The organism is Sorangium sp. So ce124, from assembly GCF_051525235.1.
GTDB classification, from domain to species: Bacteria; Myxococcota_A; Polyangia; order Polyangiales; family Polyangiaceae; genus Sorangium; species Sorangium atrum.
In genome coordinates this window covers 5379666-5399856 of the sequence record NZ_CP150312.1, presented here as the reverse complement: position 1 = coordinate 5399856, position 20191 = coordinate 5379666, and the positions used below count along the sequence as shown (strand labels likewise).

The 20191-nt window shown below is 71.2% G+C and carries 11 protein-coding genes; 5 read left to right on the top strand and 6 right to left on the bottom strand.

Annotated elements, in window-relative coordinates:
* Window positions 1-15: 15 nt before the first annotated feature.
* The 5 genes from WMF19_RS20145 to WMF19_RS20125 form a co-directional block, all read right to left on the bottom strand.
* Window positions 16-6105, bottom strand: a complete 6090-nt coding sequence (locus WMF19_RS20145; RefSeq protein ID WP_437900582.1) for an AAA family ATPase — start codon at window positions 6103-6105, stop codon at window positions 16-18.
* Between the two features lie 198 nt (window positions 6106-6303).
* Window positions 6304-8178, bottom strand: coding sequence for a serine/threonine protein kinase (locus tag WMF19_RS20140; RefSeq protein WP_437900581.1), 1875 nt, complete (start codon window positions 8176-8178; stop codon window positions 6304-6306).
* 178 nt (window positions 8179-8356) lie between these two features.
* Window positions 8357-8674: a Rieske (2Fe-2S) protein gene (locus WMF19_RS20135; protein ID WP_437330200.1), complete on the bottom strand. Its 318-nt coding sequence runs from the start codon at window positions 8672-8674 to the stop codon at window positions 8357-8359.
* Between the two features lie 11 nt (window positions 8675-8685).
* On the bottom strand, window positions 8686-11130 hold the full coding sequence (nirB, locus tag WMF19_RS20130; protein ID WP_437900579.1) for a nitrite reductase large subunit NirB: 2445 nt from the start codon (window positions 11128-11130) through the stop codon (window positions 8686-8688).
* A 3-nt stretch (window positions 11131-11133) separates the two neighbouring features.
* Complete coding sequence (locus tag WMF19_RS20125) at window positions 11134-11478, bottom strand: hypothetical protein (RefSeq protein WP_012236117.1); 345 nt, start codon at window positions 11476-11478, stop codon at window positions 11134-11136.
* 162 nt (window positions 11479-11640) lie between these two features.
* Here WMF19_RS20125 and WMF19_RS20120 point away from each other — a divergent pair, with 162 nt between their 5' ends.
* The 4 genes from WMF19_RS20120 (at window position 11641) to WMF19_RS20105 (ending at window position 17850) form a co-directional block, all read left to right on the top strand.
* Window positions 11641-13209, top strand: coding sequence for a GMC family oxidoreductase (locus tag WMF19_RS20120; RefSeq protein WP_437900578.1), 1569 nt, complete (start codon window positions 11641-11643; stop codon window positions 13207-13209).
* 305 nt (window positions 13210-13514) lie between these two features.
* Window positions 13515-16052, top strand: coding sequence for a bifunctional lysylphosphatidylglycerol flippase/synthetase MprF (gene mprF, locus WMF19_RS20115; protein ID WP_437900577.1), 2538 nt, complete (start codon window positions 13515-13517; stop codon window positions 16050-16052).
* Window positions 16053-16160: 108 nt separating this feature from the next.
* Window positions 16161-16787, top strand: coding sequence for a TetR/AcrR family transcriptional regulator (locus WMF19_RS20110; protein ID WP_437900576.1), 627 nt, complete (start codon window positions 16161-16163; stop codon window positions 16785-16787).
* Window positions 16788-16863: 76 nt separating this feature from the next.
* Window positions 16864-17850 carry a fatty acid desaturase gene (locus WMF19_RS20105; protein WP_437900575.1) on the top strand — a complete coding sequence of 329 codons (987 nt, stop codon included), beginning with the start codon at window positions 16864-16866 and terminating at the stop codon, window positions 17848-17850.
* A 15-nt stretch (window positions 17851-17865) separates the two neighbouring features.
* Here the strand turns inward: WMF19_RS20105 and WMF19_RS20100 are convergent, their stop codons facing one another.
* Window positions 17866-18567: a hypothetical protein gene (locus WMF19_RS20100; RefSeq protein ID WP_437900574.1), complete on the bottom strand. Its 702-nt coding sequence runs from the start codon at window positions 18565-18567 to the stop codon at window positions 17866-17868.
* Window positions 18568-19126: 559 nt separating this feature from the next.
* Here WMF19_RS20100 and WMF19_RS20095 point away from each other — a divergent pair.
* Entirely contained in the window at window positions 19127-20185 is a 1059-nt protein-coding gene (locus WMF19_RS20095) for an alpha/beta fold hydrolase (protein ID WP_437900573.1), read from the top strand.
* The last annotated feature ends 6 nt before the right edge of the window (window positions 20186-20191 follow it).

Below are 20191 nucleotides of genomic sequence, written 5' to 3'. Positions count from 1 at the left end.
CGGAGCCACGTCTGCCTACTCTCCGGCCCCTGGATGCGGCGCGGCGCTCTCCGGTGGGCTCAGCGGGAGCTCCACCACGAACGTCGCGCCCGCGCCCGGCTTGCTCTCCACCCGGATGGAGCCGCCGTGCGACGCCACGATCGCGCGTGCGATGTAGAGCCCGAGGCCGAGGCCGCCGAAGTTGCGCACCGACACCGCGCGCTCGAAGCGCTCGAAGATCCTGCCCTGATCGGCCTCCGCGATCCCGATCCCCTCATCCCGGACGACGAGCAGCGCGCGATCGGCCTGCCGCCGCACGCCGATAGAGATAGGCCTGCCTGCGCCGTACTTCATCGCGTTCGACAGGAGGTTGATGACGACCTGCTCCAGGCGATCCGGATCCCAGTGCCCGACCACGGGCGCCCCCAGATCCAGCTGCGTCGAGCAGCGGGACGCCGCGAGCTGCTGGCGCATCCGGTCGACGACCTCACCCGCCAGCGCCGCCAGATCGACCGGCGCCCGCGCGAGCGAGAGCCGCCCGGCGTGCAGCCTCGTGACGTCGAGCAATTCGTCCACAAGTCGCCCGAGCCGCGACGTCTGGCGGCCGAGGATCTGGATCATCGCCTCGATCCGCGCCGGGGGGACGTCCGCGAGCGAGCGGCGGCGCAGCAGCCGCTCGATGCTCTGCGCCTGCATCTGCAGCGAGGTCAGCGGGGTCTTGAGCTCGTGAGAGGCGACGACGAGGAACTCGTCCCGACGCTGGATCGCCTCCTGAGCCTCGGTGTACAGGCGGGCATTGTCGAGCACGAGCGCCGCGCGGCGCCCCAGCTCCTCGGCCAGCCGCAGGTCGGCGGGGCCACAACGGCGCTCGGCCGCGGTCGCCAGCAGGGTCATGACGCCGAAATACCGGTCGCGCGCGAGCAGCGGAACCCGCAGGAACGCGTGGACGCCGAGCCGCTCCCAGAGCGGCCTGACCCGCGGGTCGAGCGAATGCACCTGCTGCACCAGCGGCGTGGCGCGGCCCTTTTCCCCCTCGGCTCCGGCCGGCGACGCTCCTGCCAGAGCGCGCAGCGCGTCCTTCAGCGCTTCCAGCTGCTCGCCGGGCACCGCTGCGACGGCCATCGGGCCCGGCGCCCTGTCCTCGGAGAGCACCTCGACGACGCACCGATCCGAGAGCTCGGGCACCGGGAGCTGCGCCACGCTCTCGAAGGTCGCGCTGTAACCCAGCATCATCAGCTTGCGGCTCGCCTCGGCCAGGAACCGCTCGGCCTGCTCGGCCCGCTTGCGCTCGGTGATGTCGGTGGAGATGCCGCAGAGCACGCCGGGCATGACCCCCTCATCGAGTGGGAACTTGATCGACAGGAACGTGTGCAGCCCGTCCTCCAGGGGCACCGTCTCCTCCCACTCCATCGGCGCGCCGGTCTCGAGCACCTTCCGCTCGTGCTCGCGGACCGTCTCGGCGAAGGGAGCCGGGAAGAGGTCCGCATCGGTCCTCCCAAGGAGCTGCTCGCTGGGCACGCCCAGGAGGGCGCCTACCTGCCGGTTGGCGAGCAGGAATCGACCCTCGGGATCCTTGACATAGACGCTCGCCGCCGAGTTGTCGACGATGGCCTGGAGCATCTTCTGATTGGCCTTGAGCGCCTGTTCCGCCCGCCGCCGCTCGGCGTTCTCCTGCTCCACCTCGGCGTAGAGCATCGCGTTCTCCAGCGAGATCGCCGACTGCGAGGCGAGCAGCTCGACGACGCTGAGCCGCCCGGGGGTGAACGCCCCGGTGGCGAGGTTGTTTTCCAGGTAGAGCAGGCCGATGAGCCGGGCCTGGCGCACGATCGGGAGGCACAGCACCGATCTCGGGCGCTTGCGCCGGAAATACTCATCCTCCATGAAGGGGTGCCGGGCGGCGGCGTCGTCGAGCAGCACGCGCTCGTGGCTCCGGCGAACATAGTTGAGGACGGACTGCGGCAGCGCGGCCGAAGGCGCCTCGCCCGCATCGAGCTGCCGCACCGCGCCCCCCGGCGCCTCGATCGCCGCGATCCACAGCTGCTCATCGCGGACCAGGAGGACACAGCCCTCCTCGGCGCCCGCGTGCTCCACCACGATGCGCAGCAGCATCTCGAGCAGCCGCGAGAGCTTGAGCTCACCAGAGATGCTCTGCGCGGCCTTCACCACCGACAGGACGTCGAACTGCTCCGCCCGTACGGCGAAGGTGACGGTGGGGGCGATCGGCTTGCGCTCGACGAGGTGAGGATAGCGCTGATCGAGCTGCTCGACCTTGGCGCGGGCGCCCCAGCGGAAATAGCCGGCGCGGGCGCTTCGCAGGTAGCTGTCCGCGGGCGTCGAGAGGCCGCGCGCGCGGTAGAACGCCGCGGCGAGCTCGCAGGCGATGGCCTCATGCTGGACGAAGCCGCCCTCGCGCGCCGCCGCGATGGCTTGCTCGTAAAGCCGGCTGGCCTCCGGCTCGCGCCCCAGGAGCCGGGCGATCTCGGCGCGGACCAAGGCGTGCTTGTGGAGGAAGTTGTCGGGGCCGCTCCGGGCCCACGCGCCGAGCTGCCGCTCGCACTCGAGGAGCTCCTCGGGGAGCACCGACGGCGGGGACGGCTGCGCCTCGTCCGCGCCGTGCGGCGCGTTGAGGAGGGCCGCGAGCGCGAGCGCGCGATAATAGAAGCTCTCGGCGATGAGCGCGTGCGGACCGACCCTGGGGGGGTGCTCGGCGATCGCGCGGGTCGCCGCCGCGAGCGCCTCTCCGGGAGAGCCGAGCACGAAGAGCGCCTGCGCCTTCAAGGCGTAATAGAAGTCGCGAGCGGCCTGCAGATCCCCCCCTCCCTCCAGCCGCGCCTCGAAGGCCGGCGGATCCAGCTCGGACCCGTCCGGCATCGAGAAGCGGACCGGCTTCCCGCGCAGCGTCTGGATCATGGCGTGGCCGCCGAGGAGGGCGTTGTGCGCGAACGTGTAACCGACCCTGCGCACGAAACCGAGGCGCTCTTCGACCTCGTGGAGCGCGTCCTCCAGCGCCTCGCCAGAGAGCAGCGGGAACAGCGCGGCCCAGATGCAGTTGGTGCACGCCATGTTCAGGTCACCGGACTCGACCGCGGCGCTGAAGCCTTCTCGCGTGTACGGATACGTCTCTCTGTAATGGCGTGTCCAGAAGACGACGTAGTGTCCGAAGAGGATGACCACCACCGATTTCGTGGTGAGGAGGCCGCTCCTGTCCGCCAGGTCGTGGCCGAGCCTGCCGAACAGGTGAGCCTCCTCATATCGCCCGAACCTCGAGCTGATCACCATCGCGAAGGCGGCGTACGCGACAGCGGAGTGCTCGGCGTTGCCGTGGCGCAGGCTGAGCTCGACCATGCGCATGACGACGAGGTTGTACAGGTTCGGGTCCACGAAGAACGAAGGGAGGGACACGCTCTGCAGCACGCCCATCGTGATCTTGATCCCCGGGTGCGTCATGGGGGGCAGGTGGATCAAATCCTCGATGGCCCGATTGCCGAGGGCCTTCCAGACGCTCTCGGTCTCCTCCTCGACCTGTGCGTCGGTCGGGTGGAGCGGCAGATCGACGTCGCACGCGCGGAGGCACAAGAGCCCGATCTCCACCGCGCTGGCGTATTGCCCGCGCGTGACGTTCAGCGCGACGGCGAGCTCGACGACGGTGGCCGTCTCGTGCCGGGTCCTCGCGCGATCCATGAGCTCTTCCACGCGCCGCTCGGCTTCCTCGAAGCTGCCCGTGATGTACGCGATGTGCGCGCGCTCGAAGGTCAGGCCGTAGGTCAGCTCGTGACGCGTCTCCCACGAGGCCGGCGCGAGCAGCGAGAGGCCAGCCGTGAAGAGCGCGGCGGCGGACTGGAAGGCCGCCGCCGCCTTGGCCTTCCTGCCGGCGCGGAGGTTCAGCGCGGCGACCTCGTCCCGCTCCGCCTGGGAACGCAGGAGCGCGGCGCCGCGGTTGAGGTGGCCGACGACGTCGAAGAGCGCGTCGTCGCGCTCCTCCTCGCGTCGCGCCCCGAGGAGCAGCCGCCCGATCCAGAGGTGCATCTCGGCGAGCTGTCCCGCCGGGATGAGCGAGTAAGCGGCTTGCTGCACCCGGTCATGGAGGAATCGATAGGCGTCGTCCCGGCGGAGGAGCAGCCCCTCCCGCACCGCCTCCTCGAGCGCGTCGCGGAGCTCCGCCGCCGGACGGCTCGCGACGACCGCGAGCGTGCCGAGCTCCAGGCTGCTGCCGAGGCACGCGGCGAGCGTGAGCGCGTCCTGCGTCGGGCCCGAGAGCCGCTTCAGCTTGCCCGCCATCAGCTCGACGACGTTGTCGGTGAACTCCTTGCCCCGGATCGCGGCGATGTCCCAGCGCCAGCTGCCCTCCTCCGCGTCGAAGGTGATGAGCCCCTCCTGGTGCAGCGCGATGAGGAACTGGAGCACGAAGAACGGGTTGCCGCCGGTCTTCTCGTAGACGAGCCGCGAGAGCGGCTCGGCCTGCTCTGCAGGCGCGTGCGGCGCGTGCGTCGCGTGGACCGCCTCGGCGACGAGCGCCCCGACATGGGTGGCCGAGAGCGGCTCGAGGACGAGCTCGGAGACAGCGGCGCCGCGCTTCCGCGCCTCGGCCAGCGTGATCCGCAGCGGGTGCGCGGGGCCGACCTCGTTGTCGCGGTACGCGCCGAGCAGCAGGAGGTGCTCGGACCCGGCGTAAGTGGCGAGCTGCTCGAGCAGCACGAGGCTTCCCGCGTCGGCCCACTGCAGATCGTCGAGGAAGAGCGCCACGGGGTGGTCCTTCTGGGCGCACGCCGAAACGAAGCGCTGGAGCGTCGCGTGCAGCCGGCTCTGGGCCTCGGCGGGCGGCAGCTCGGGCACGGGCGGCTGAGGGCCGAGGAGCAGCGTGAGCTCGGGGAGCACGTCGGCGAGCAACCTGCCGCTCTCGCCGAGGGCCTCCCGGAAACGCTGTCTCCAGCGCTCGACGTGCTCCTCGCTCGCGCAGAGGATCTCCTGAAAGAGCGCCCGGAACGCCTGATGGAAAGCGCTGTAAGGGACGTCCCGCGCGGCCTGCTCGAACTTGCCGGAGAGGAAGAACCCCCGCTCCCTCACCACCGGCCGGTGCAGCTCTGCGACGAGCGACGATTTGCCGATGCCCGAGTAGCCCGACACGAGCACGAGCTCTGGCCGGCCGCTCGCGACCACGCGCTCGAACACGGCGAGTAGCGCCTCCACCTCGCGCTCGCGCCCGTATAGCCGCTGCGGGACCTGGAACCGGTCGGAGAGATCGCGCCCCCCGAGCGCGAAGGGCGGAATGGATCCGCTCGCCCGCCATCTGGCGAAGCACTCGTCCAGGTCGTGCCGCAGGCCCGCCGCGCTCTGATAACGCTCCTCGGCGGCCTTGGAGAGCAGCTTGAGCACCACCGCGGAGAGCTGCGGGGGAATCGAGGGGACGACCGCGTGCGGCGGCTGCGGCGCCTGGGCGATGTGGCAATAGACCCACGCGACGGGATCGCTGGCCTGGAACGGCAGAGCGCCCGTCAGCATCTCGTAGAAGACGACGCCCAGGGAGTAGAGATCGGTCCGCTGGTCGATCCAGCGGTTCATTCGGCCCGTCTGTTCCGGGGCCATGTAAGCCAGGGTCCCCTCGATGAGCCCGATGTGCTCGAGGTGCTGGAGCTCGCGGGGTATCCGGGACGCAATCCCCAGGTCGGTGATCTTCACCTCGCCGGTGGCGGGGTTGAGGAGCACGTTCTGAGGCTTGATGTCCTTGTGAACGACGTCGTGCCGATGCAGCCCGGCGAGCGCCTCGACCACGCGGATGGCGAGGGGGAAGAAGCGCTCGAGCGGCGTCGGCCCGTCCTGGAGCCGATCGAGCGACACGCCGCCGAAATCCTCCAGGACCAGCGCCGGCTGTTCGCCGAGCATCGTGAGCGCACAGGGCCTGACGATGGCCGTGGTGTCGAGCGCCCGAGCGATCTCGTATTCGTGGCGAAGCCGCTCGGGGGCGCGAGGGCTCGCGTGATCGCGCCGGAGGACCTTGAGCACCACGGGATGGCCGTCGTCCTCGCGTACACCCCGGTAGAGAAGGGTGTCTGAGCCCTCATAGAGGGCCTCGATGATGGCGTAACGGGACGAAGACCCGTGATCGGACGAGACGGGATTGGTGCCCACTTGAGCCCTGACGCCGGTGATGCGCAACACATGCTGCCATGGTCGGCGCGGGTCGCCACCGCTTTGAGCGGGCGACGCGACGGCCCTCATCCGTCCTCCGCGAACTCCAGCGCCTCGTGCCCCGCACCGGGGCCGCCCTGTCGATGACATCGTGGCAGGACCTCTGCCCCGCGCGCTGGGTCGGGGAATGTCCGCTCGTCAGCGGCGCACCAGCGCCTCGCTCCCCGCCAGCGTGCCGCCCAGGGTCCCCCATCGCCCCGCGAGCTGTCGGCCCGCGATCGCATAGCTGACCACCCCGACCTGCTGGCTCGGCGACCAGCCCACGACGAGCTGATCGCCCGAGCGGATGCCTACCCCCTTGAGCGCGCCGGTGCTCAGCGCCCACGTGACGGCGTATGTCTCGCCCGTGGGCACGATGACGACCGTGCCCTTGCGAGCGCCGTCGACGATCCGGTAGCTGCCGACCAGCCCTTCAGGGCCCTCCAGCTCCTCGGCCATCACCTGGCCTGGCCGGTCCGTCGCGATCCACTGCCCGTGGAGGCGGCCGCCGTCGATGCGGTAGGCGGCCGCGCCGTAGGGCCCGCCGCTCGCCCATCCCACGGCGAGCGTCTGCCCCTGCACGAACGCGATCCCCTCGTAGCCCGCGCCCTTCGTGATGATCCAGGCGATGCGGTACGTGTCGCCGCTCCGGGAGAGGAGGACGTTGCCCGTGTAGCTGCCCTGCCCGCCCGGGTTGCGCGACGACACGATGTCGTAGGTGCCGGCCAGATCGACGTCGCTGCTCGCCGCGGCGCTCGATGGCCTGGCCGGCGGCGTCGGCGCCCCACCCGTGGGCGCGTCGCCCCCGCCGTACACCGGCGCCGGCGGCGCGCCGGCGGCGCGGTCCGCCGCGCGGAGCCGCTGGAAGGCCAGGAAGCCGCCGAAGGCGAGCGCGGCGACGGCGACAAGCCCGCCGCCGGCGATCGCGAGCAGCAAGCCCCAGGGCGCCCTGCGCGGAGGCAACGCCGGCACCGGGACGAGCGTGCCGCCGGTCATGCCGCCGACGTCGGTGCGGGAGACCCCCGGCTGGGTCGGCGCGGTGATCGGCCCGGAATGGCCGGAATAGACCGGGGGTGTGGGCATGGAGGGCACGGCCTGCAGCGGCGCGGACCTGTGGGCGGCCGCGGCGAGCACGGGATCGAGCGCCGCCATGGCCTGCGCCGCGTCGGCGAAGCGAGCGCGGACGTCGCGGGCGAGGCACCGGGCGAACCAGGCGTCGAAGCCGGGGGGGATCAGGTGCGCGCAGCCGAGCTGCGCGGCGCGGGCGGACGGCGGATCCAGCGGGCCGAACAGCACCTCGCGCATGAGCGACATGACCGAGGCGCTCGGCCCACGGCTCGGCTCGATCCAGTAGACGCGCGCGGTGAGCAGGTAGAACGCGAGCAGCCCGAGCGCCCAGACGTCCGACGCCGGGACGACCTGCGCGGCGAGCTCGGTCTGCTCGGGCGCCATCCAGAGCGGCGTCCCGACCGACGCGGTGACCGACGTCGTCGCCCGCGCCTCGGCCACGATCTTCGCGACGCCGAAGTCGAGCACCTTCACCTTGAAGCGGACGTTCTGCTGCCGCGGCCGCGCGATGAAGATGTTCTCGGGCTTGAGATCGCGGTGGACGACGCCCGCGCGGTGCGCCGCGCCGAGCGCGTGGCACAGCTGCCCCATCAGCTCGCGCACCTCGTCGGGCGGCAGCGCGCCGCGCTGCGCCATCACGGCCGAAAGATCGGCCCCGTCGAGCAGCTCCATGGCCAGCCAGGGCGTCTGCGTCGCGGGATCGACCCCCGCGGCGACGACCTCGACGACGTGATCGCTCTCGATCCGCGCCCCTACCCTCGCCTCCTGCTCGAAGCGCTCGCGGAAGCGCGGGTCCTGCGCGAGCTGCGCGTGCATCAGCTTCACCGCGCGCGGCTTGCCCGTCGAGAGCTGCTCGGCGACGAACACGGCGCCCATGCCCCCCTGGCTCAGGGGGCGGACGACGCGGAAATCGCCCCCGAGGACGGTGCCGGGAGCGAGCGGTGCGGCTGTCGTGGGGTCGGCCATGGCGAACGGGAACCCTCCGGGCAACGTCGCGTGACGCGGGACGCGGGACGCGTGACGCGGGACGCGCTCCGGCAGCGTACCCAAAGACGCGCGATCCAGGGGCTCCGCAGAGCGCCGGCGCGGCAGCGCGCGCCATCGCCGGCGTCGGGCCTCCCCCCGGGCGCGGCGCGGGCGGCGCTCAGCCCCCGCCGCCCTCGATCCGCACGAGGATCTGGTTCGTCGCGCTCAGGCGGACAGGATAGGTCTTGAGCCCCTCCCCGCCGCTCAGGGCCTCTCCCGTCTCCAGGTTGAACTTCTGGGCGTGCAGCGGGCAGATGAGCGTGCAGCCGCCGAGCAGCCCGTCGACCAGCGGGCCGCCGCGGTGCGGGCAGCTGGCCTGCGTGGCGAACACGCGACCTTCGCGCGTGACGAACACGGCGATGCGCTCCGATCCGATCTCGAACGCGCGCCCCTCGCCCGGCGGGATCGCCGAGAGCGGGCCCAGGGTGATCTCCATCTCGCGCCCTCTCATTGCACGATCGGCAGGACCGATCGGAACTGGTTCGGCGTCGCCGGGGCGTACGCCTCTCTCCACGGATCGCGGTACGCCTCGACCGTCTTCCGCATCTCCTCGTCGAGGCGCGCGGCGATTCCCTCGCTGTCGTCCACGACCACCGCGCGGATCTTCTGGATGCCAATGCGCTCCACGAAGCCGTATGTCCGCTCCAGGTACCTGGCGTTCTCGCGGTAATACTGGATGAAGCGGCCCATGAGCCGGAGCACGTCCTCGTGCGCGTCGACAATGCAGAGCACGTCGCCCTTGCGCACGTGGGCGCCGGCCGCGCCGCCCACGTAGATCTCCCACTTGCCGCCTTCCACCGCGACGGCCCCGACGTCCTTCACCATCGCCTCGGAGCAGTTGCGCGGGCAGCCCGCCGTCGCGAGCTTCAGCTTGGCCGGCGTGTCCATGCCGTGGAAGCGCTCTTCTATCTTCACCGCGAGCGCGATGCTGTCGCCGAGCCCATACCGGCAGAAGTCGCTCCCCACGCAGCTCTTGCACGTGCGGTACGATTTTCCGTAAGCGAACCCCGAGGGCATGTCGAGGTCGCGCCACACCGCCGGCAGATCCTCCTTCTTCACGCCGAGCAGGTCGATGCGCTGGCCGCCGGTGAGCTTGACGAGCGGCACGCGGTACTTGTCGACGACGTCCGCGATCCGCCGCAGCTGCGCGGCCGACGTGACGCCCCCCGCGATCTGCGGGATCACGCTGAAGGTGCCGTCCTTCTGGATGTTGGCGTGAACGCGGTCGTTGATGAAGCGGGCGTCGCGCTCGTCGTCGTATTCGTGGTGCCATAACGTGCGGAGTAGCGACGCGAGCCCCGGCTTGCTCCCCGGATCCTCGCTCCCGCCGGCGAGCTCGCGGAACACGGCGGACACCGACCGGAGCCCGCGCTCGCGGATCGCCTGGACCAGCTCGGGCTTGCTCAGCGGGACGCCAGGCACGTAGTAGCTGGCCGCGGGGTCCTGCTCCGCCGCGCCCCCGCACGCCCACGCCACGACCTCCGAGACGAGCTGCTTGCAGGCGCCGCAGCCCATGCCCGCGCGCGTCGCGTCCATGACGGTCCGGAGGGTCCGCTTGCCGGAGCGCACACACGCGACGAGGCCCTCCTTGGTGACGCCGTTGCAGTTGCAAACCTGCATCCCCTGCGGCATCTCCTCGATCGTCGCCTGGGGCGAGGGCGCGCCGACATCGAACAGCAGCGACAGCCGCTCTTCCGGGAGCGGCGTGCTCTTGTCGAACGCCTGCATCAGGTACGCGGCCTTGCTGACGTCGCCGAGGAGGATGCCGCCGAGCAGCCTGCCGTCGCGGATGATGAGCTTCTTGTACGTGCCCTTCTTCGGCTCGAGGAACTGCACGATCTCGTCGCGGTCGTCGGCGGGCTCGGTGATGCCCATCGAGGCGAGCTGGATGCCCATGACCTTCAGCTTCGTGGAGACCTTCGAGCCGGCGTAGGAGGCCTTCTCGTTGCGCTTCGTGATGTGGTCGGCCAGCACCTTGCCCTGCTCCCAGAGCGGCGCCACGAGCCCGTAGACCTGCCCCCGGTGCTGCGCGCACTCGCCGACGGCGTAGATCCTCGGGTCGTCGGGCGAGCGCATGTGGTTGTCCACCACGATCCCGCGCTCGACGGTCAGGCCGGCGCGCAGGGCGATCTCCACGTTCGGCCGGATGCCCGCGGAGATCACCACGAGATCGCAGGCGAGGGTCTCGTCGTCGGCGAAGCGGAGCCCCGTCACGCGGTCCTCTCCGAGCACCTCCTTCGTGCTCTTGTTGAGGTGCACCGTCACGCCGAGCTGCTCCAGCGTGGTCCTCAGGATGCCGCCCGCCGTGGCGTCGAGCTGCTGCCCCATCAGGTGACCGCTGATGTGGACGACGTGGACGTCGAGCCCGAAGTTCTGCAGCCCACGCGCGGCCTCGAGCCCGAGGAGCCCGCCGCCGATGACCGCGGCGCTCCGCTTGCCCCGCGCGTACTGGGCGATCTTGTGGCAGTCGTCCAGGCTGCGGAACACGAACACACCGGGCTTCTCCCTGCCGCCCTCCAGCCGCACCCCCTGGATCGGCGGGATGTACGGTGAGCTGCCCGTCGCGATGATCAGGTTGTCATAGGGCGCAACGACCCCGTGATCGCCGGTCACCTGGCGCGAGTGCCGGTGGATGGCCCGCGCCCGCACGCCCGCGTGGAGCTGGACGCCGTTCTCCCGGTACCAGGCCAGGGGGTTCAGGAAGATCTCGCTCGGGTCCTGGGAGCCGTTCAGCACCTCCGAGAGCAGGATGCGGTTGTAATTGCCATAGGGCTCGTCGCCGAAGATGGTGATCTCGAACTGGTCGGCCCCGCCCCGCGCGAGGATCTCCTCGACGGTGCGGACGCCGGCCATCCCGTTGCCTATCAACACGAGCTTTCGCTTCTTCTGCATGGCTCAGATCTCCGCCAGGCCGATGTCGATCGTCGCGAGCCCGCGCGCGCCTTCGGGCGCGCCCACGCACAGCTCGATCACGCTCTCCGGGTGGATGTCCTCCACGATCACGAGGGGCACGTGGATCGCCGCCTTGGCGCCGATCGGGAAATAGCGCATCGGGTGCCCGTCGCGCTTGAGGAGCAGGTAGATGAGCTCCGACGTGGAGTTGCCCGCGCGCAGGTAGATGAGCTGAGCGCGCTTGTCCCGCGGGACGGTGTACCCGACCGCCGGACGAAGGGGCACCGGCTGCTCCAGGCCCTGCCCCTCGAACGAGTAGACACCCTGTATGAACCTCGGTGTTTCCAATGTGGCCTCCCGGGCGGATCATCGGACCATCGGACGGGGGCGCGCCGTACGCGGCCCGGCGCGCGCCGCGGCGCTCTGGCGCCGCACCACGGTCATACAGCGAGGACAGTTTCGAGGGTTCGTTGCCCGGCGGCGCGATCCCGTGTAGGTCGAGTTTCCAAGGTGTTTCGATCGTCACTGTCCTCTTCGCCCCGCCCGGCCGGCGCCGCTGAGCTCGTCGTGGTCGGGGCCGGCTCGGCGGGCGCCGTGATCGCGGCGCGCGTCACGGAGCGCGCGGATCGCGAGGTCCTGCTGCTCGAGGCTGGCCCGGACTACCCGGACCCGGAGGGCCTGCCCGCCGATCTGCGGGACGGCACCCGCAACTCGTGGCTCGCGCACGACTGGGGCTATCGCCACCGGCCGACGCCCGGGCAGATCATGTTCCTCTTCCCGCGCGGCAAGGTGGTCGGCGGCTCGTCGGCCGTGAACACGTGCATCGCGGTCCGCGGCCAGCCGTACGACTACGACGAGTGGGCGGCGCTCGGCCTGCCCGAGTGGGGCTTCGACGCCTGCCTGCCCTATTTCAAGCGCCTCGAGGACGATCTCGACTTCGGCGAGCCCTGGCACGGCAAGGGCGGCCCGGTGCCGATCCGCCGCGCCCGGCGCGAGGAGCTCGTGCCGTGGCAGGCCGCGTTCGTCGACGGGTGCAGGGCGCTCGGCCACCCCGAGTGCGCGGACACCAACGATCCGCGCGCGCCCGGCGGCGTCGGGCCGCACGCGATGAACAAGATCGACGGACAGCGCATGAGCGCGGCGCGCTGCTACCTGACCGCCGAGGTGCGCCGGCGCGAGAACCTGCGGCTCCGGCCGCGCACGACGGTGCGGCGGGTGCTCGTGCGGAACCGCCGCGTCGAGGGCGTCGAGATCGAGACCGACGGGCGCGTCGAGGTCGTCGCGACGCGCAAGGTGGTGCTGAGCGCCGGCGCGATCGCGACGCCGGGGATCCTCCTGCGCAGCGGGATCGGGCCGCGGGCCGAGCTCGCGCGCCTCGGGGTCACGCTCGTGTCCGACGTGCCCGCCGTGGGGGCGCGGCTGCTCGATCATCCGGGGGCCGCCATCGGCCTGTGGCCGCGCCGCGGCGGCCTGATCGACGTCCTGCGCCAGCCGCTCGTCCAGACGATGCTCCGCTACACGTCGCGCGGCAGCCAGTACCCGAACGACGTGATGCTCCAGCCGGGCTCGTTCTTCCCGCTGCACCCGCGCCTCACGATACCGGCGTTCGCGATCGCGTGCTGCATCGGCAAGCCGCGCGGCGTCGGCCGCATCGAGCACCTGAGCGCCGATCCGCACGCGCGGCCCCGCATCGTCTCGAACCTGCTCGTCGACCGCGACGACCTGTCGCGCGCGGTCGACGCGCTGGAGCTCGCGTACGAGATCGCCCGCACCGCTCCGATGCGCGAGCTCGGCTGGTTCGTCTGGCCCACGGAGCGCACGCTGAGGCGGCGCGAGGCGCTGGAGCGGTGGATCTACCGGAGCTGCGGCTCGGGCTACCACCCGTGCGGGACGGCCCCGATGGGGCCCGAGGGGGACGTCTCGGCGGCGGTCGATGGGCGCGGGAGGGTCCGCGGCGTCGAGGGCCTCGTCGTCGCGGACGCGAGCATCATGCCGACCATCCCGAGCGTGAACACGAACCTGACAGCGTTGATGATCGGCGAGCGCTTCGGCGAGTGGCTCCGCGACGGCGCGGTGTAGCCACCGCCGCCCGGGGGCGAGAGACCCCCTCGCCGGCCGCGGGAGCCAAGATCTGAGCTCGCTCGCCACGTCGTGAGGCCGAGAGTCGCGGGGCGCCGAGCCCGACCGCTGTCAACAGCGTGGCCTCGATCAGCTTGAACGCCGCGATCAAGCGGAGCACGAGGTGGCCTCCAGGGCGGGCAGCAGGGGCACGGACCATTCATCGTCCTCCTGACTAACTTTGCGCAGACCGAGCGCTATGCCGGCGTCATTCGCCGGAGCGTCGCGGTCTGATGCTCGGTTCACCGGGGCCGACAGTGAGGACGATGATCGCCAAGAGTTTGCGCGCGCTCAGGCTGCTCCTGGCTGTCAGCCTGCTTGCCATTGCCGTCATGGCCCTGCAGCACCTGGTCCGCCCGACGGTGGCGGCCGAGGTCGTCGCGAGCCTCCGCCTCGTGCCCGGCCGGCGGGTCGCGCTTGCCGCCCTCGTCACGGCCGTGAACTACGCGGTCTTCAGCGGGTACGAATGGCTGGCGGTGCGCTATGCAGGGGAGCGGCTCTCCTTCAGGCGGGCGGCGTTCGCTTCCTTCGTCGCGTATGGGATCAGCCAGAGCCTGGGCATGTCGCCCTTGACCGGCGGTGCGGTGCGATGGCGCCTTTACTCCGGTTGGGGAGTCTCGCCACGTGCGGTGGCCAGGATTGTCGCCTTCAACCTCCTGTCCTACTGGATGGGCATGGCCGTTCTGGCGGGGCTGCTGTCTCTGGCTGTGCCCGTCGCTGGGTTCTCGGTGGCCTCGGTGTGGCAGCGGCTCATCGGGGGAGTCCTCCTCGTGCTCGTCGCCGTCTACGTGGGGCTCTGCGCGCGAGGACGCCCGCTGCGCCTGCGGAGCCTCACGCTAGCGCCGCCCGCGCCCCGGTTCGCCCTGGCCGGGATCGCGTTCGGTGTCGTCGACTGGGCCCTGGCCGGCTCGGTCCTCGCCGCGATGGCCGGCGATGTGCTTCCGATCTCGATTCCGCGCATCCTCACTGCCTTTCTGCTCGCGCAGCTCGCGGGCATCGCGAGCCAGGTGCCAGGGGGCATCGGCGTCTTCGAATCAATCTCGCTCCTGCTCCTCACGCGTTCAGGCGCTGCGTCCGCCCCCGCCCTCGCGGGGCGGCTGATCGCCTACCGTGCTCTTTACTACCTCGTGCCGCTCGCCCTCGCGCTGCTCGCGTGGCTCCTGCGCGAGCTGCAGGAGCGCGGCCGCGCTCTCTCCAGGATGGCCGTCGCCGGCCTGCACGTCTTGTGTGACTTCTCCCCGTCGATCGCCGCGGCAGGCACGTTCCTCGCGGGAGCGGCGCTCGTCCTGACGAACGCCTATCCCGGCGGCGCCGCCTTCGGCCGGCTCAGCCACTTCGTCCCCGACACCCTTCTCGAGCTCTCGCGCCTGCTCGGGAGCGTCGCGGGAGCGGCGCTCCTGTTCCTCGCTCGTGGCATCCAGCGCCGGCTGGCCGGGGCCTTCCATTTGACCGTCGTCCTGCTCGTCGCGGCGACCCTCCTGGGCGCCGCCCGGGGACACCCGCCCTGGCACGCGGCCGGCGTAGCCTGTCTGCTCGCCCTCTTCGTGACCTTGCGGGCCCGCTTCTACCGGCGGTCGTCGCTGTTCGATGACGCCTTCTCCCCGGCCTGGAGCGTGGCGATCTCGCTGGTGATCATCGGCGGTGTGAGCCTCACCGTCTTCTCTCGGCGTCACGTCGCCTACTCGGCACAAACACTCTGGCAGTTCCTGACCGCCAGCGACGCCCCCCGGGCGCTCAGGGCCTCGGTGGCCGCTCTGGCGACGGCGATGCTCCTCGCCTGGGCGAAGCTCATGCGACCACCTCCCGTCCGGGCGCGCGTGGCGAGCCCGAGCGATCTCGCGCGCGCCGAGCGGCTCGTCGGCGCCGCTCGAGATACCCTCGCCTGCCTGGCGCGCCTCGGGGACAAGTCGCTTCTCTTCAGCGAGAGCGGCAAGTCCTTCTTGATGTTCGGCGTCCAGCGGCGCAGCTGGATCTGCCTCGGCGATCCGATCGGGCCCGGCGACGAGGCGGCGGAGCTGCTCCGGCGCTTCCGGGAGCTCTGCGACGAGTACGACGGCTGGCCGGTCTTCTACCAGGTCCGACCAGAATGGCTCTTCCGCTACGTTGATCTCGGCCTTCGCCTCGTCAAGATCGGGGAGACGGCGCGGGTGGATCTCGGCGCCTTCTCGCTGGAGGGTCATGAACGCAAAGCGCTCCGCCAGATCCAGCGCAAGTTCGATCGCCCGCCTTACCGGTTCGAGCTGGTCGCCCCGGCGAACGTCGCGCCGATCCTCCCCGCGCTGAAGGTGATCTCCGATCTATGGCTCCGCGCCAAGGAAACGCGCGAGAAGCGCTTCTCGAACGGCTATTTCAGCCCGAGCTATCTCGAGCGCTCACCCATCGCGCTTCTCCGCGACGAAAGCCACATCCTCGCCTTCTGCAATGTCCTGATGGTCGTCGAGGAGCTGTCCATCGACCTGATGAGACACCGGCCCGATTCGCCCCGCGGGGCGATGGATTATATGCTTCTACAGCTGCTGCTGTGGGGGCAGCGGGAAGGCTACCGCTGGTTCGACTTTGGAGTCGCGCCCCTGTCCGGCTTCGAGCAGCACCGGGGCGCGCCCGCGTGGACCCGCATCGCGCACATCATGTTCGAGACCGAGAGGCCCTATCACTTCAAGGGACTGCGAGCGTACAAGGAGAAATTTGGACCTGTCTGGTCTCCCCGCTATCTCGCCTATCCGCCGGGGCTGAATCTCCCTCAGGTGATCTCGGACCTCATCGTGCTCCAGTCCGGGGGCATCAAGGGGGTGTTAGGCCGTTGATGCGCAGATTTAGACCCCGGCGTGAGCGGTCCGGCTCAAGCCGGCCCGCGCACCTAGCGCGTGGGTAAAAGAAGCCCGATCGCTGGCGGCCGTGCGACGATGTGCGGCGTGAGCACGTCGCCGCAGAAGCCGCGCAAGGATCCGCGCCAGGAGCGCTCGCGCAGCACGGTCGACGCCATCCTCGATGCCGCCGGTCAGCTGATCGAGCGCGAAGAGGAGGCGAAGCAGAGCCGTGTATCGACCACGCACATCGCCGAGCGCGCCGGCGTCAGCGTGGGCTCGCTGTATCAGTACTTCCCCAACCGCGAGGCGCTGGTCGCGGCGCTCTTGCGCCGCTTCGTGCAGAAACGCTTCGCCGAGATCCGCCGGGTGCTCGACGAGGTCGAGCCGCTCCCGCTGGAGGCGGCGTTGCACCGGCTGTCCGGCCGGCTGATCGAGCTCGAGCTGGCCCACGCGCGCGTGATGAGGGCGCTCATGAAGTGGTTCGTGCGGGTGGGCGACTTCGATCTGATCGCCGATGCCGACCGCGAGGCCGAGGCCGCGCTGGCCGAGCTCCTGGTGCGCATCCGGCCCAAGACCCGCGCGGTGGATCCGCAGCTCGGCGGCTTCTTCCTGTTCCACGCAATGCGAAACACCTTGGGCATGGCGGCCTTCCGCGAGGGCGACATGCTGCGCGCGCCGGCCGCGCAGGCCGAGCTCACCCGGCTTTTGTACGGCTATTTACGGCCCGACTGACGGCCGCCGGCGCGCGCGGGCGCGGCGCCGGGAATGCGAATGGGCGGCGCCGGTCGCGCTGCCTAGATCGAGGCGCATGCGTTCCTTCGAATGGGTCACGCGCGCCGAGCCGCACCGCGCCCGCCGGCGCCGCATCCTGCGCGAGCACCCCGAGATCCGCGCGCTGTTCGGCTACGACCGGCGCACCATCGCGGTCACGCTGGCGGTGGTGCTCGCGCAGTTCGCCGTCGCCTGGTCGCTCGGCGTGTTCGCCGCGCCCTGGTGGGTGGTCACGCTGGCAGCGGCGACGCTCGGCGCGGTGCTCTCGCACTGGTGCGCGATGGCCATCCACGAAGCGGCGCACGATCTGGCCGCTCGCCGCGCGCGCTCGAACAAGCTGCTGGCGCTGTTCGCCAACCTGCCGATGGTGCTGCCGGCGGCGATGAGCTTCCGCCGCTACCACCTCGCGCACCACGCGCTGCTCGGCGTGGCCGGCGAGGACACCGATCTGCCGCGCTCGCTCGAGGTGCGGCTGATCGGCACCGGCCGCGTGCGCAAGTTCCTGTGGCTGTTCTTCTACTTCGTGGCCTACCTGGGCCGCGCCGCCCGCTTCGCCAAGCTGCCGAACCGCGACGAGTGGATCAACCTGGCCATCCAGCTGCCCGCCGCGTGGCTCTCGTGGCGCCTGCTCGGCGCGCCCGGCTTCGCCTACCTGCTGCTGTCGACCTTGATCGGCCACAGCCTGCACCCGGTGGCCGCCCACTTCGTGCACGAGCACTACGTGTACGCGCCCGGCCAGGAGACCTACAGCTACTACGGGCCGCTCAACCACGTGACGTTCAACGTGGGTTACCACGTCGAGCACCACGACTTCATGAAGGTGCCCGGCTGGCGCCTGCCCGCGCTGCACCGCATCGCCAAGCGCCACTACGACACGCTGGTCTCGCACCGCTCGTGGACCTGGGTGCTCTGGCACTTCATCACGGATCCATCCCTGGGCCCGCACGCCCGCATCGTGCGCTCCCGCGCCGTCCATGATGGCGCCGTGAGGCGGTCGATCCAGGTTGGCGCCAGCGATGGATGAGCGCGGGAAGGCCGATTAGCAGATCATCCCCTGGCCGCGCATCTCGGCGAGATCCTCGTCGCTCGGCCGGCGGTGCCGCCCGAGGAGCAGGTCGCCGAGCCAGAGGAGGTTGTAATTGCAGTGCATGTACCGGTGGTGCAGGTAGTGGTGGCGGGAGATGAAGCGCACGTAGCGCGTGCCGAGCAGCCACCGCATCGGCCGGGACGCGCGGGCCATGGCCTCGGCCCGCGGCATGTGCAGGTACGGGTGGAGGACCAGCGACGACAGCGGGTAGATCACGAGCGGTAGCAAGGCGCCGACGACCACCGGCGCCGGGAAGAAGAGCGCGTACAGCGCGAAGAACGGCAGCACGGGGGCGGCGAACGCGAGGATCCCCAGGCCGGCCAGCGAGACGCCGTATTGCTCGCGGATCATCCGCCGGTCGCCCTGGGTCTCGACGATCCAGCGATCCAGCCGCTCCTGCTCCTCGCGGCTCTCGAACTGCCGCACGTGACTCACGCGGTAGGTCTTGCCGTGATGCACGACCGAGTGACTCGTATGTGCGCGCAGGAGGGGGCGGCCCACGAAGCCGAGCCGCTTCGCCGCGCGGCGGACCTTGAGGGTCGCGTGCAGCGCGTTCCGGTGGAGGAACGACTCTGCCATGGAGACGGTGAGATAACCGATCACAACACCTGCCACGATCTGGAGAGCCCCTGTAGACATTGCCACGGGATTCATGGGTATGCTCCTTCGCGCAGACCTGCGGTCTGCAAGGGACGCTGGCGCGGCCGGCGAGCAGCGCGGCCGTGATGCCGTCGTCGATGCCGGTTCGTGCATGGCAACCGCGGTGCCAGCCGGCCGCGCCTCGACGCCGCCCGCCCGGAGCCGCTGTTCGGCGTCCGGAGCGCTCACACCGCGCCGCAGGGGCGTTCCTCCCATGGAGGCCGGGACCTCCAGCTGAAGGCTGGCCCCTTTACCGAGGGGGCCGCACGGGCCGCCGGCAGCGCCGTGCGTCGATCGATCGAGCACGCGGATGTCCGCGCCGATGGAGGCGTCGGCTCGCCGAAGGCCCGATGACGCGCGGCGCCCGCGCTGGAGCTCCGGGCGGCAGCGCCGTGAGGACCGAGGCCCGCCGGAGACTGGCATCCTTGCTGCAATGACGCCTTTCGCCGCCGCACCCACGCCGCCCCGTGCCGGGCGTGGACGGCTGTCGCTCGGCCCCGGCCCCTCGGCGAACACTCGAGGATCGGGAGCTCGAGCCGGACGGCGCGCCTCGCGGCGGAGAGAAAGAGGACCCATGATCGAGCAGAACGCCCTTCATCGCGCATCCTTGATGCAGCGTCCCGAGCCCCTGACCGCGCGGCGGGGCGAGCGCGCATCTCTCGTGCGCCTCGTGCGCGGCCACGTCGCCACCATCGCGGGCTTCGTCACGAGCAGCCTCACCCCGGAGCTCCCCTCCGCGGTCCCCTGGCGGTTCCGCGTCCCCGGCGGGCCGTACGGCGCGGCGACGCTGACCGGCCTGTACTTCCCTTCCCCTGGCAGCCGCGATCTGGTCGTCCTGCTGCACGGCATGGGCGGGGATGTGCGCTCGGCCTACCTGCGCCCGGCGACGGCCGCCCTGCGCGCGCAGGGGCTGGCGGTGCTCCGCCTCGGCCAGCGCGGCTCGTCGTGCGACCCGGAGGACCTCCACCACGCGGGGCTCTGGGAGGACCTCGCGGCCGTTCTGAGCGGCGACCCGATCGTCGCGCGCCACGACCGGATCTTCGTCGTCGGCTTCTCGATGGGCGGACACGTGGCGCTCCACCTCGCCGCGGCGGGGCACCCGCGGCTCGCGGCCGTGGCCTCGATCTGCTCGCCCCTCTACCTCGATCGCGCGGTGAGCCACATGGATCGCCCCGAGAGCGTCGTGTACCGGCGCCACGTCCTCGGGGGGCTGAAGCGGATGTACCGGGAGATCGCGCGGCGGCGGCAGATGCCCGTCCCGCCGTCGGCCGTGGATCGGGCGGCGACGCTGCGCGAGTGGGACCGCCTGACGGTGGTCCGCCGCTTCGGTTTCCGCGATCCCACGGCCTACTACGAGGCGCAGGGCGCCGGGAGGATCCTTGGCTCGCTGGTCACCCCGGCGCTGCTCCTGTACTCGCGCCAGGATCCGATGGTGCCCCCGGCGACCCTCGCCGGCCTCGGAGCGCACGGAGGGCTCTCGTCGCCCGCCCGCGTCGTCTGGATGGACGGCGGCGGCCATATCGCGCTTCCCCGCAGGCTCGATCTCGGCCTCGACCCGGCCGTGCCCCGGACCCCGTACGAGCAGATCGCCGCCTGGCTGAGGCGCCACCAGGCCCCCGGGGGCGCGTCATGAGCGCGC